At 46.2% G+C, this 12,176-nt stretch carries 16 protein-coding genes; 14 read left to right on the forward strand and 2 right to left on the reverse strand.

Translation table 11 applies throughout. The features are described 5' to 3' along the window. The first annotated feature begins 187 nt into the window (after positions 1-187). From kefG to FKN16_RS22555, 5 genes are all read left to right on the forward strand, one after another. Entirely contained in the window at positions 188-781 is a 594-nt protein-coding gene (gene kefG, locus FKN16_RS22535) for a glutathione-regulated potassium-efflux system ancillary protein KefG (RefSeq protein ID WP_170903568.1), read from the forward strand. Continuing rightward, positions 765-2,561 (forward strand): glutathione-regulated potassium-efflux system protein KefB, encoded by a 1,797-nt coding sequence (kefB, locus tag FKN16_RS22540; RefSeq protein WP_046874533.1) that lies wholly within the window; start codon positions 765-767, stop codon positions 2,559-2,561. The genes kefG and kefB overlap by 17 nt, the downstream gene beginning before the upstream one ends. Positions 2,562-2,594: 33 nt before the next feature. Continuing rightward, entirely contained in the window at positions 2,595-2,795 is a 201-nt protein-coding gene (locus FKN16_RS22545) for a YheV family putative zinc ribbon protein (protein ID WP_005381449.1), read from the forward strand. A 92-nt stretch (positions 2,796-2,887) separates the two neighbouring features. After that, positions 2,888-3,424, forward strand: a complete 537-nt coding sequence (gene slyD / locus FKN16_RS22550; protein WP_047010415.1) for a peptidylprolyl isomerase — start codon at positions 2,888-2,890, stop codon at positions 3,422-3,424. Positions 3,425-3,554: 130 nt separating this feature from the next. Beyond that, positions 3,555-4,496 carry an isoaspartyl peptidase/L-asparaginase gene (locus FKN16_RS22555; RefSeq protein WP_170903569.1) on the forward strand — a complete coding sequence of 314 codons (942 nt, stop codon included), beginning with the start codon at positions 3,555-3,557 and terminating at the stop codon, positions 4,494-4,496. Between the two features lie 84 nt (positions 4,497-4,580). On the opposite strand, the gene FKN16_RS22560 is transcribed toward FKN16_RS22555, so the two are convergent. Further along, positions 4,581-4,808, reverse strand: a complete 228-nt coding sequence (locus tag FKN16_RS22560; RefSeq protein WP_005381455.1) for a SlyX family protein — start codon at positions 4,806-4,808, stop codon at positions 4,581-4,583. Further along, the gene (locus tag FKN16_RS22565) at positions 4,805-5,791 is read right to left on the reverse strand and encodes a PQQ-binding-like beta-propeller repeat protein (RefSeq protein ID WP_031780644.1); all 987 of its coding nucleotides are present in this window, start codon (positions 5,789-5,791) and stop codon (positions 4,805-4,807) included. Before FKN16_RS22565 ends, FKN16_RS22560 begins: the two co-directional genes overlap by 4 nt. Positions 5,792-5,919: 128 nt before the next feature. Between FKN16_RS22565 and fkpA the strand changes: the two genes are divergently transcribed. The 9 genes from fkpA to FKN16_RS22610 form a co-directional block, all read left to right on the forward strand. Continuing rightward, positions 5,920-6,702 (forward strand): FKBP-type peptidyl-prolyl cis-trans isomerase, encoded by a 783-nt coding sequence (gene fkpA, locus FKN16_RS22570; protein ID WP_005397659.1) that lies wholly within the window; start codon positions 5,920-5,922, stop codon positions 6,700-6,702. Between the two features lie 143 nt (positions 6,703-6,845). Beyond that, positions 6,846-7,568: a transcriptional regulator gene (locus FKN16_RS22575; protein ID WP_170903570.1), complete on the forward strand. Its 723-nt coding sequence runs from the start codon at positions 6,846-6,848 to the stop codon at positions 7,566-7,568. Further along, complete coding sequence (gene tusD / locus FKN16_RS22580; protein WP_046874531.1) at positions 7,565-7,960, forward strand: sulfurtransferase complex subunit TusD; 396 nt, start codon at positions 7,565-7,567, stop codon at positions 7,958-7,960. Before FKN16_RS22575 ends, tusD begins: the two co-directional genes overlap by 4 nt. Then, positions 7,957-8,313: a sulfurtransferase complex subunit TusC gene (gene tusC / locus FKN16_RS22585; protein WP_005397648.1), complete on the forward strand. Its 357-nt coding sequence runs from the start codon at positions 7,957-7,959 to the stop codon at positions 8,311-8,313. The genes tusD and tusC overlap by 4 nt, the downstream gene beginning before the upstream one ends. Before the next feature lie 7 nt (positions 8,314-8,320). Then, positions 8,321-8,596, forward strand: coding sequence for a sulfurtransferase complex subunit TusB (tusB, locus tag FKN16_RS22590; RefSeq protein WP_170903571.1), 276 nt, complete (start codon positions 8,321-8,323; stop codon positions 8,594-8,596). A 177-nt stretch (positions 8,597-8,773) separates the two neighbouring features. Then, positions 8,774-9,148, forward strand: a complete 375-nt coding sequence (gene rpsL / locus FKN16_RS22595; RefSeq protein ID WP_004399892.1) for a 30S ribosomal protein S12 — start codon at positions 8,774-8,776, stop codon at positions 9,146-9,148. Between the two features lie 101 nt (positions 9,149-9,249). Continuing rightward, on the forward strand, positions 9,250-9,720 hold the full coding sequence (gene rpsG, locus FKN16_RS22600) for a 30S ribosomal protein S7 (RefSeq protein WP_005382796.1): 471 nt from the start codon (positions 9,250-9,252) through the stop codon (positions 9,718-9,720). Between the two features lie 75 nt (positions 9,721-9,795). Continuing rightward, on the forward strand, positions 9,796-11,895 hold the full coding sequence (gene fusA / locus FKN16_RS22605; protein ID WP_005397643.1) for an elongation factor G: 2,100 nt from the start codon (positions 9,796-9,798) through the stop codon (positions 11,893-11,895). A 153-nt stretch (positions 11,896-12,048) separates the two neighbouring features. After that, positions 12,049-12,176: GTP-binding protein (locus tag FKN16_RS22610; RefSeq protein ID WP_227484038.1), on the forward strand; the 128-nt coding region annotated here is incomplete at its 3' end.

Genomic DNA, 12,176 nt, shown 5'->3' on the forward strand with positions numbered 1-12,176 from the left:
AGTGCGCGTTGCTTGGTTACATCGCGAAGTGGTTTCAATCGTTTTTAAAGCCACTTGGGTATATATCTAGCGGTGAATAGTAGGGGTATTGGCCGGAAAAGTCGATTGATTCGCTTTAATTGCATTATGCTGTACAAAAAAGTATAACAATTTGATAACGGATAAAAATAACCACAAGGACGACCATTTGGCTGTTGCACCGTCTATTCTCCCAAGAGTTCTGATCATTTATGCTCATCCAGAGCCACATAACTCGATTGCTAATCAAGTGATGATTAAAAAAGCTCAGTCGCTTGAGCACGTCACTGTGCACGATCTTTACGGTGTTTACCCTGACTTCTTTATTGATGTGAATTATGAACATGAGTTGTTGCTCACGCATGATGTGATCGTGTTTCATCACCCGCTTTATATGTATTCATGCCCAGCCCTGTTAAAAGAGTGGTTGGACCGAGTGCTGGGCAAAGGTTTTGCTTTTGGCGGAGGTTCGGCGCTGGAGGGAAAATACTGGCGCAGTGTGATTACAACGGGGGGGAAAGAAGAGGCCTTTAGCGCGAAGGGGTACAACAAATATCCATTAGAGCAAATCTTACAACCGTTTGAACTGACGGCCGCCTTGTGTCAAATGCACTGGATTGAACCTTTGGTGTTGTATTGGTCGCGTAATGTCTCGGATATTGAGCGGTATGAGCACGCAGAATTGTATCGTCGGTGGTTGAACAACCCACTTGAAAACTGGGAAGCAACAGACCAAGGAGGTCAGTATGGCGATAACCAGTGAGTTTCTTCAAAGTAGCGTGGTCTTTCTCTCGGCTGCGGTTATCGCGGTGCCGATTGCTCAGCGTCTCGGACTTGGCTCGGTTTTAGGTTATTTACTTGCCGGTGTGTTGATTGGCCCTTGGGGTCTTGGCTTAATCAGTGATGTTGATGCTATTTTGCACTTTGCTGAACTTGGGGTCGTGTTGTTACTGTTCTTGATCGGCCTTGAACTAAATCCTAAAAAACTGTGGCAAATGCGAGGACCGATTCTAGGTTTAGGCGGCGCGCAGGTGGTGGTTACGACCGCCGTGCTCGGCAGTGTCGTCAGTATGTTCGGCGTAAGCATGCAAGTGAGTTTGGTTATTGGGATGGGGTTGGCGCTGTCCTCGACGGCAATTGCTCTTAAAGTGATTGAAGAGCAAGGGCTCAATGGCACCGAAACGGGTCAGTCTGGTTTTGCGGTATTGCTCTTTCAAGATATTGCCGTGATCCCAATGTTGGCAATGTTGCCCTTGCTTGCTGGCGGGCAGAGTGGCGGTAGTTGGTTGGATGTCTTCACGGTATTAGGCAGTGTGGTGGCCCTGTTGATTGGTGGTCATTTCTTATTGCGTCCACTATTTCGTTTTGTTGTGATGAGCGGCGTTCGTGAGCTCTTTACCGTCGCCGCACTATTGGTCGTGCTTGGGATTTCTGTCGTGATGCAAAAGCTCGGGCTTTCTATGGCCCTAGGGACTTTCTTAGCCGGCGTTCTGCTGGCTGAGAGTGAGTATCGACATGAATTGGAAATCGCTATCGAGCCGTTTAAAGGTTTGTTGTTGGGTTTGTTCTTCATCGCGGTTGGCATGGCGGTAAATTTGGGGTTATTGGCATTACACCCTTTAGAGATTCTGGGCGCGGTGGTGGCTTTGGTCGTGGTTAAGGGCTTGGTTTTGTATGCATTGGCGAGAGCTGCCCGTGTCGGAGCCAAAGCGAGAAGCCGTATGGCCGCGATTTTAAGCCAAGGTGGTGAGTTTGCCTTTGTCATATTTACCGCAGCGAGCCAAGAGGGCATTTTATCCAAAGAGCAAGTGGCTTTTCTGTTGGTGGTGGTCAGTCTATCCATGGTGACGACACCACTTTTGCTGATGGGACAAAAAAAATGGTTTGCTCATACCCTGAATCAAGAAGAAGAGGGCATGACCACGAAAGTAGTGGATCGTCGGCCACGTGTGATCATTGCAGGCTTTGGACGTTTCGGTCAGATCGTCGGACGTTTAATGTATGCCAATAAAATCAAAGTGACGGTATTAGAAAGTGATGCCAGCCAAATCCACCTACTGCGCAAGTATGGTTACAAAGTGTTTTATGGCGATGCTACCCAAATTGATCTTTTGCGGGCTGCTGGCGCAGATAAAGCAGAAGCATTGGTCATTTGTACCGATTCACCTGATGAGGTGATGGCCATCGTTGATATCTGCCGCGTGCACTTCCCGAAACTTAAGTTGCTAGCCCGAGCAAGAAGCCGCGTCGAGGCGTATCAGTTAATGAGCCACGGTGTCGAGAATTACTCTCGTGAAACATTTTTAGGGGCATTGGATCTCGGTCGCCAAGCGCTCGTAGAACTTGGTATGCACCCATATCAAGCAAAGCGGGCAGAAGCACATTTTCGTAAGTTAGATAATGCTATGCTTAAGGACTTATTGCCTCAGCACAATGAAGATAAGAAATTGGCTCAGAGAGCGAAAGAGGCACGCAAAGAGCTAGAAGAAATTTTTGGTCGTGAGATGGAGAGCGACCATCAGTCACCTAATCATTGGAAGTAGTACTTGAGCCAAGACTCAAGCTAAGGAAATAGCGTGAAAATCAAGAAACGTTTTATTGCCGGCGCTAGCTGCCCAAATTGCAGCCAGCAAGATACCCTGCGCTGGTGGATTGAAAATAATATCGAGTTAGTTGAGTGTGTCGAGTGTGAATTTACTGAGCAGCGTAAACCGCAATCTGTAGAGAAAAATAAACACTCAGATCAGGAAATGATCGGAATTTTTAAGCCGGAATAATTGAACTTCGATAATTGATCCCCATAATACACCCAGATATCTCAGTACTTAACCCCATTCAGGTTAAGTCAATTAATCTCCCTGGAGTTAGTATGAAAATTGAAAAGAACGTTGTTGCAAGCCTTGCATACAAAGTAATGTTGGAAGACGGTGTCGTTGTTGATCAATCAACAGCAGAAGCGCCTCTAGATTACCTTCACGGTCACAACAACCTAATCACTGGTCTTGAAAAAGAGCTTGAAGGTAAAGTGGCTGGCGACAAGTTCTCAGTAACGGTAGCTCCTGAAGAAGCTTACGGCGAGCACAACGATGCGCTAGTACAACGCGTTCCTGCGGACGTATTCCAAGGAGTTGACCAAATCGAAGTGGGCATGCGCTTCCTAGCTGACACTGACCAAGGTCCAATCCCTGTAGAAGTAACAGAAGTTGACGGCAACGAAGTGGTTGTTGACGGTAACCATATGCTAGCTGGTCAAACACTAACTTTCGAAGTAGAAGTTATGTCTACACGTGAAGCAACAGCAGAAGAGATCGAACACGGTCATATCCATCAAGCTGGTGGCTGTGGTCATGACCATGATCACGACGATGAAGGCTGCTGTGGCGGCGGTAGCTGTGGTTCTCACTAATCACAAGCTCCTTCACTAGATAGTTTTATCTAGTAAAGCTTTGCAAAGCGCAAGTTGAGGTTTCAACTTGCGCTTTTTGTTTATCTAAGGTGAAGTGCATAGAAGAAAAGAACAACTCATGGAAAAAGCGATGACAAAACCTTTCTCGATTGCGATTCATGGTGGCGCAGGCACCATTTTACGTGAACAGATGAGCAATGAACTTCAGCAATCCATCTTGGCTGATTTGGAAGCGTCGGTAAAAGCTGGCTATCAAATTCTAGAGAAAGGCGGCGACGCTTTGGGTGCGGTTGTGGCTGCAGTAAAAGTATTGGAAGACTCGCCTAACTTTAATGCGGGTAAAGGCTCGGTGCTGACCAACGACGAAATGGTAGAAATGGATGCCTCTGTCATGGATGGTCGAAACCAAGCCGCAGGCGCGGTCGCTGGTGTTCGTCATATCAAGAATCCAATTGAGCTCGCTCGTGACGTAATGCGAAACAGCAATCACGTGTTGTTGGTGGGTGAGGGCGCAGAGAAGTTTGCTTTTGAACAAGGCCATGAGTATACCGAACAGGATTACTTCTTTACTGATCGCCGTTATGAGCAGTTGCTGTCTATGCGTGAGAAAGGGCTGTTTGCTTTGTCGGAATCTCGCTACCCAGATGATCGTAAACATGGCACCGTCGGAGCCGTAGCGTTGGACCAACAAGGTAACTTAGCAGCTGCAACCAGCACGGGTGGCGTAACGAATAAGCAATACAATCGAGTTGGGGATTCGGCTTTGATAGGCTGTGGCACGGTGGCCGAAAATGGCGTTGTCGCAGTTTCAACTACGGGTGTCGGTGAGTTTTTTATCCGTAAACGTGTCGCAGAAGACGTCGCCGCGCGGATGCGTTATTTACAAGAAAATGTTCATACTGCTTGTGAGCATATTATTCAGGGGGAACTGAAAGAGATGGGCGGCGAAGGCGGTTTAATCGCAATTGACGCGCAAGGTGAGCTGCACTTTGCGATGAACAGCTCTGGTATGTACCGAGCTGGCATCAACACTCAAGGCGAGTTGAGCGTCAAAATCTACGCTGACGAATAGCTTCCTCTTGAGCAACCTTCTTAAGTAATCAATACAACAAAGCCCAGAACACGTTCTGGGCTTTGTGCTATTTGAGCCTGCATTTTAATAATGCGGTGGTGGGGTTTCTTCTGACGGATCGGCTAAATTCGACGAGTCCATATTTTTTACTTTACCTACCACATATTTCATCTGATCGAGCATCTTGGTAATTTGCAGTTGCTGCTGCGATAAGGCGCCGTTCAGATCTTCAATAGTCTGTTCTTGGAACGCAAGCTGACATTCTAAGTCATTAATGCGAGCTTCCAATTGCTGAATGATTTTTTCTGTCATGATCCGTTCTCTAACTGCCAAGCTTGGGCAATACCTGCTGAAGTAGCAGTAATTACGCGTTGTTTTGAATCAAAGGCTGCATCATACACGACCGCACGGGGAGGGCGAGTGTCTTTTTTTGGCTCAACTTCAAATCCGCCAATCCGTTTTCCGGTTTGAGTATCCCATATTGAAACGCGGCCAGAAGGCGTTCCTGTCACTAACTGAGTTCCGTCATCAGAAAATCGCGCAGTAGAGAAGATCAATTGGCGCGACCAACTGCTCAACTGTGTGACCTCTTGTCCAGTTTTTAAATCCCAAATTACCGCTTGGTTTCCGCCATCGGATGTCATTGCTAACTTGCCATCTCGTTGCAGGGCAACACGAACAACCCGTTGTTCATGTTCGAAGGTCCGCAGCACTTGTCCGGTTTCGGTGTCCCACAAATACGCTTTGTAGTCATTACCACCAGTCAGTGCGAAGCGGCCATTAGGAGAAATGGCGACGGAATTGACTTTTTCACGATGCGCAAGGAACTCCAAGCGACGTCCGGTGACTAAGTTGACGTAAATTGCTTTACCGTTGGATAACCCGAGCAGAACTTGCTCACCGTTACTGGTGATATCAACGTCGCGAATGAGCGCATCAGAAATAGACCAAAGGCCTTCGGATTGCGTCCAACCTAAGTCCCAAACTGCGAAGTTCATTTGGCTTGCTGTGACTGCATAGCGACCATTGTCTGAGATACGAATATGGGATACCACGTTGGCATCGGCATCGAGCTCACCTAGGTTGGCTAGTTGTTCATTTTGCTCTAGGTCCCACAACATCAAATGGTGTTGCTGAGAATAGAGCAGAGCAAATCGTCCATCTCTGCTAAGTGCGAAGCTCGTCGCACCCTGAGGCTCTATCGGCCAACGCTGCACTTCACGCTCGGCGAAAAAGCAACCATTTAACGTGGTGATGACAATTAAATATAGGAATAAATGAGAAATTCTTTGCATCACATCTAATAATCCGGTTTGTGTCTTAAGACATATAGCTAGTATATTGGTATAACGATTGTCTTCACTAGTCTCATAGAAGATTTGTGCACAACAACCAATGGCAAAGCCATTATTGGGAGAATTTAATGAAATCAGTTTTAAAAGTGTCGCTACTTGCTGCAACAGTTATGCTAGCGGTAGGTTGTCAGAAAGAAGAAACTAAAACAGAAGCCGCACCTCAAGCAGAACAAGTTCAAGCAGAAACCGGTAAAGCGGTTCACTTTAAAACCGACGACGATAAAGCGGCATACGCAATCGGTGTTTCATTTGCTAACTACCTAAGCACAAGCATCGACAAGCCAAGCGAAATCGGCATTAATCTTAACAAAGACTTGGTACTCAAAGGTATCGAAGACGTCTTCAAAGGCAATGCTGAATTGAATGAAGAAGAAACACGTGCAGCACTAGAATCTCTAGACAAGCGTGTTGCTGAAAAGATGCAAGCACAAGCGGCTGAGAAAGCAGCTGAAGCGAAAAAAGCTGGCGATGATTTCCGTGCTGAGTTCGAGAAGCAAGAAGGCGTAGTGAAGACAGATACAGGTCTTCTATACCAAGTTATTACTCCAGCTGAAGGCGAGAAGCCAAAAGACACTGATACGGTTCAAGTACACTACAAAGGTACGCTAATCGATGGTACGCAATTTGATAGCTCTTACGATCGTGGTGAACCTGCAACATTCCCACTTAACCGTGTAATCCCAGGTTGGACAGAAGGTGTTCAGCTAATGCCTGTGGGTTCTAAATTCAAATTCGTTATCCCGCCAGAGCTAGCATACGGTGATCAAGACACACCAAGCATTCCTGCTAACTCAACGCTAGTATTTGAAGTTGAGCTGCTAAAAGTCGAGAACGACAACGCAGAGCAATAACAATAAGCCGCGATAAGTTATTGAAAAAGGTCCGTTTAACGGGCCTTTTTTGTTCTAGGTCACTAGTTGGTGAGTTTGCTAGGTTGATTTTCAAATTTTCTGATAAACTTACACCAATTTGTTGATTTTTCGCTCGAAGGCTTATGACAACTACAGAAACAATAAACGCGGAGATGTTGCTCGAAATGGAATCCGTTAACGTGATGCCGTTTACCGAGCACGACAAAACCATTTTAAGATCTTATGAGGCGGTCGTTGATGGTATCGCCAGCCTGATAGGTCCCTTTTGTGAAATCGTTCTTCACTCGCTAGAAGACTTAAATACCTCTGCAATTAAAATCGCTAACGGTGAAAACACGGGTCGCCAAGTCGGCTCACCGATCACTGACTTAGCGCTTAAAATGCTAAAAGACATCGAAGGCTCGGAGCGCAACTTCTCACGTTCGTACTTTACCCGTGCAAAAGGTGGCGTGTTGATGAAGTCGATCACTGTCGCCATTCGTAATGGTGAAAATCGCGTGATTGGTTTGTTGTGTATCAACGTCAACTTGGATGCGCCTTTCTCGCAAGTCCTTCAATCTTTCATGCCAACGCAAGAAGCAAAAGAAGCGGCTTCCTCGGTTAACTTTGCTAGTGACGTAGAAGAGCTGGTGGACCAAACTGTTGAACGCACCATCGAAGAGATCAATGCGGATAAATCCGTATCGAACAACACCAAGAATCGCCAAATCGTGATGGAATTGTACGACAAAGGCATCTTCGATATTAAAGATGCCATCAACCGCGTTGCAGATCGTCTTAACATTTCAAAACACACCGTCTACTTATACATTCGTCAACGTAAAACCGAGGACGATGAAAAGTGAGTAAGCTGACTTACACGTTGGTGGTGAATGGTCCTGTTTACGGTAGCCAGTCAGCACGCAGTGCTTATCAGTTCGCCAAGGCGGTGATTGAGCAAGGCCATCAGTTAGTGAGCGTTTTCTTTTATCAAGAGGGCGTGACCAATGGTACTGCTTTGAGTGTGCCTGCCAACGACGAATTTGATCTCAATAAGGCATGGCAATCTTTGGCAAAAGAGCATGGTGTTCGTCTAGAAACTTGTGTTGCTGCGGCTTTGCGTCGCGGGATCGTAAGTGAAGAAGAAGCGAATCAACATGGTTTGGTCCAGAGCAATCTAGCGGAAGGTTTCGAGCAAGCCGGCTTAGGTAGCTTAGCCGAAGCGATGTTAACCCAAGACAGAGTGGTACAGTTTTGAGTCAGCTAACTTATCTATTTCGTAGCGCACCGCATGGCAGTGCGGCTGGTCGTGAAGGTGTGGATGCACTGTTAGCCGCGTCGGCTTACTGTGAAGATATCAGCGTCATTTTCATGGGAGATGGGGTTTACCAGCTTCTACTAGGGCAAGAACCGAGTAAGATCTTGAGCAAAGATTATGCGCCGATGCTGAAGCTTTTCGATTTATACGATATCGAACAAGTCTTTGTGTGCTCAGAGTCATTAGCTCAGCGAGGTTTGGCTCAAGCGGATTTAGTCATTGAAGCTCAAGCGTTAAGCTCAGAGCAGCTCAAAGATAAGTTGCAACACGCTGGCAAGCTACTGTCGTTCTGAGGAAGTTATGCTACATATTATAAAAACGGTCTCCGCTCTAGAAGACGCCATGCCCTTATGCAGTACACAGGATGACATCTTACTTATAGAAGATGCCGTGTACGCTGCTAACTCGCAGCATAAAGCGTTCTCACACCTAAAAAAACGCAGTGTATTTGTGATAGAGAGCGATATTCACGCTCGCGGTATTGCGAATCGTATCAGTCCATCACTGACGATCGTGAATTACTCAGGCTTCGTTGAGCTCACAGTTAAACAGGATAAATCGCTTACTTGGGATTGAACGTGATTTACTGTCGCTAAAGCTTTACGGATGAATTGTCCTAATTGAACAAAAAAGATCCGTATATTTCTTGACACACCTCTCACTGCTGCATAGAATTTTGCGTCCCTAACTGCAATGGTAGTTGGGGATAGATTTTTCACAAAGCTTACTTTCAAGTAAATCAGGAGCTAGTTAATGGCAACTATTAACCAGTTGGTACGTAAGCCTCGTGCAAAGCAAGTTGTTAAAAGCAACGTGCCTGCACTAGAAGCGTGCCCACAAAAACGTGGTGTATGTACTCGTGTTTACACTACTACACCTAAAAAACCTAACTCAGCACTTCGTAAAGTTTGTCGTGTACGTCTGACAAACGGCTTCGAAGTTACATCGTACATCGGCGGTGAAGGTCACAACCTTCAAGAGCACAGTGTTGTACTAATCCGTGGCGGTCGTGTAAAAGACCTTCCGGGTGTACGTTACCACACTGTTCGCGGTGCACTTGACTGTGCTGGCGTTAACGACCGTAAACAAGGTCGTTCTAAGTACGGTGTGAAGCGTCCTAAGTCTTAATGGATTCCGTTAAGTAAGGCCAAACACTAAATTATTTTTAATTTTTTGAAAAAACTGAAAAGTTTTGGATAAAACCTGAAGAAGACAACGGAGATAAATCCATGCCACGTCGTCGCGTCATTGGTCAGCGTAAGATCCTTCCAGATCCAAAATTCAAATCTGAATTGCTGGCAAAATTCGTTAACATCCTAATGGTTGACGGTAAAAAATCTACTGCAGAGAAAATCGTTTACACTGCACTAGATGCTATGGCTGAAAAGTCTGGTAAAGACCACTTAGCTATTTTTGAAGAAGCTCTTGAAAACGTACGCCCAGCGGTAGAGGTTAAATCTCGCCGTGTTGGTGGTTCAACTTACCAAGTACCTGTAGAAGTACGTCCGGTTCGCCGTAACGCACTTGCTATGCGTTGGTTGGTTGAAGCTGCGCGCAAGCGTGGTGAAAAATCTATGGCTCAACGCCTAGCAGCTGAAATGCTAGACGCGTCTGAGAACAAAGGTACTGCGGTTAAGAAACGTGAAGACGTTCACCGCATGGCTGACGCAAACAAAGCGTTCGCTCATTACCGCTGGTAATACCTTCTGTGCTGCGAGGTTCTCTCGCAGCACTTTTCTATACTCTAAGGTACACCTTAGTAAGAGGATACAATCGTGGCTCGTAAAACTCCTATTGAGCGCTACCGTAATATCGGTATCTGTGCTCACGTAGATGCAGGAAAAACAACCACAACTGAGCGTATTCTGTTCTACACTGGCCTTTCTCACAAAATCGGCGAAGTTCACGATGGTGCAGCAACCATGGACTGGATGGAGCAGGAGCAGGAACGTGGTATCACTATCACATCCGCTGCGACTACTACATTCTGGCGTGGTATGGAAGCACAGTTCCCTGAGCATCGCGTAAACATCATTGATACCCCTGGACACGTTGACTTTACTATCGAAGTAGAGCGTTCTCTTCGTGTACTTGATGGTGCTGTGGTTGTGTTCTGTGGCTCATCTGGTGTTGAACCTCAGTCTGAAACTGTATGGCGTCAAGCAGACAAATACCACGTTCCACGTTTGGTATTTGTAAACAAGATGGACCGTGCGGGCGCAGACTTCCTACGCGTTGTGGACCAAATTAAAAATCGTCTTGGTGCGAACCCTGTTCCAATCCAACTGAATGTTGGTGCAGAAGATGAGTTCAGAGGTGTCATCGACCTTATCAAGATGAAGATGATCAACTGGAATGAAGCCGATCAAGGCACTTCGTTTACTTACGAAGACATCCCAGCTGACATGATCGAACTTGCTGAAGAGTGGCGCAACCACATGGTTGAATCCGCTGCTGAAGCTAGCGAAGAGCTGATGGACAAGTACCTTGAAGAAGGTGAATTGACTGAAGCTGAGCTCAAACAAGCTCTACGTACTCGTACACTAAACAACGAAATCGTACTGGCCACTTGTGGTAGTGCGTTTAAGAACAAAGGTGTTCAAGCGGTACTAGATGCTGTGATTGAGTTCTTGCCATCGCCAGTTGACGTACCTGCAATTAAAGGTGTTGACGAAAGAGAAAATGAAGTTGAGCGTCACGCTGACGACAACGAACCATTCTCTGCGCTAGCATTTAAGATCGCGACTGACCCATTCGTGGGTACGCTAACGTTCATGCGTGTTTACTCTGGTGTAGTAAACTCCGGTGACGCTGTTTACAACTCTGTAAAAGAGAAGAAAGAGCGTTTCGGTCGTATCGTTCAGATGCATGCGAATAAGCGTGAAGAAGTGAAAGAAGTTCGCGCTGGTGATATCGCTGCTGCTATCGGTCTGAAAGACGTAACAACAGGTGACACATTGTGTGATCAGAACCACAAAGTGATTCTAGAGCGCATGGAGTTCCCTGAACCAGTTATTCAGATTGCTGTAGAACCTCGTTCTAAGGCAGACCAAGAGAAAATGGCTATCGCGCTAGGTAAACTGGCTGCGGAAGATCCATCATTCCGCGTGGAAACGGACGACGAATCAGGTCAGACTCTGATCTCAGGTATGGGTGAACTTCACCTAGACATTATCGTTGATCGTATGAAGCGTGAATTCAGCGTTGATTGTAACGTTGGTAAACCTCAGGTTGCTTACCGTGAAACCATTCGTGGTAAAGCGGAAGTTGAAGGTAAGTTTGTTCGTCAATCAGGTGGTCGTGGTCAATACGGTCATGTGTGGGTCAAACTTGAGCCTTCTGAACCTGGCGAAGGTTTCGTATTCGTAGACGAAATCGTGGGTGGTGTGATTCCTAAGGAATACATCAGTTCGGTATCGAAAGGTATTGAGGAACAAATGAATAGTGGTGTTCTAGCGGGTTACCCTGTACTAGATATTAAAGCTACACTATTTGATGGTTCTTACCACGATGTAGACTCAAGCGAGATGGCGTTTAAGATCGCTGGCTCGATGGCATTCAAGAAAGGTGCACTAGAAGCACAACCTGTGATTCTAGAACCAATGATGAATGTCGAAGTAACCACTCCGGAAGACTGGATGGGTGACGTTGTTGGTGACCTAAACCGTCGTCGCGGTATCATTGAAGGCATGGACGAAGGTGTGGCTGGTCTTAAGATCATCCGTGCTCAAGTACCACTATCTGAAATGTTCGGTTACGCAACTGATCTACGTTCTGCAACTCAAGGCCGTGCGTCTTACTCTATGGAGTTTCACGAGTACGCTGAAGTGCCGAAAAACTTCGCAGATAAAATTATTGCAGAGCGTGGTTACTAATTGACGATTGAACTACAAAAAGTTTACGACTTTTTGCGAGATCAGGGCGTCCAAATATTGCGCTAACGGGCGTTGGCGCATAAAATAACAATTTCTGGCGCGTCGTCGATCAATAATGATCACGACGAATCATAACTAGGAAGGAACACGATCGTGTCTAAAGAAAAATTTGAACGTACGAAACCGCACGTTAACGTTGGTACTATCGGCCACGTTGACCACGGTAAAACAACTCTAACTGCAGCTATCTGTACTACTCTTGCTAAAGTTTACGGCGGTGT

It is taken from the genome of Vibrio sp. 11-4(1), from assembly GCF_013048625.1.
In the GTDB taxonomy this organism is placed as follows: Bacteria; Pseudomonadota; Gammaproteobacteria; order Enterobacterales; family Vibrionaceae; genus Vibrio; species Vibrio diabolicus.

Coding starts and splice junctions, on each gene's coding strand:
- kefB (WP_046874533.1), top strand. CDS start 765: ATGGCGATAACCAGTGAGTTTCTTCAAAGTAGCGTGGTCTTTCTCTCG.
- slyD (WP_047010415.1), top strand. CDS start 2,888: ATGAAAATTGAAAAGAACGTTGTTGCAAGCCTTGCATACAAAGTAATG.
- FKN16_RS22555 (WP_170903569.1), top strand. CDS start 3,555: ATGACAAAACCTTTCTCGATTGCGATTCATGGTGGCGCAGGCACCATT.
- FKN16_RS22560 (WP_005381455.1), bottom strand. CDS start 4,808: ATGACAGAAAAAATCATTCAGCAATTGGAAGCTCGCATTAATGACTTA.
- FKN16_RS22565 (WP_031780644.1), bottom strand. CDS start 5,791: ATGCAAAGAATTTCTCATTTATTCCTATATTTAATTGTCATCACCACG.
- fkpA (WP_005397659.1), top strand. CDS start 5,920: ATGAAATCAGTTTTAAAAGTGTCGCTACTTGCTGCAACAGTTATGCTA.
- FKN16_RS22575 (WP_170903570.1), top strand. CDS start 6,846: ATGACAACTACAGAAACAATAAACGCGGAGATGTTGCTCGAAATGGAA.
- tusB (WP_170903571.1), top strand. CDS start 8,321: ATGCTACATATTATAAAAACGGTCTCCGCTCTAGAAGACGCCATGCCC.
- rpsL (WP_004399892.1), top strand. CDS start 8,774: ATGGCAACTATTAACCAGTTGGTACGTAAGCCTCGTGCAAAGCAAGTT.
- rpsG (WP_005382796.1), top strand. CDS start 9,250: ATGCCACGTCGTCGCGTCATTGGTCAGCGTAAGATCCTTCCAGATCCA.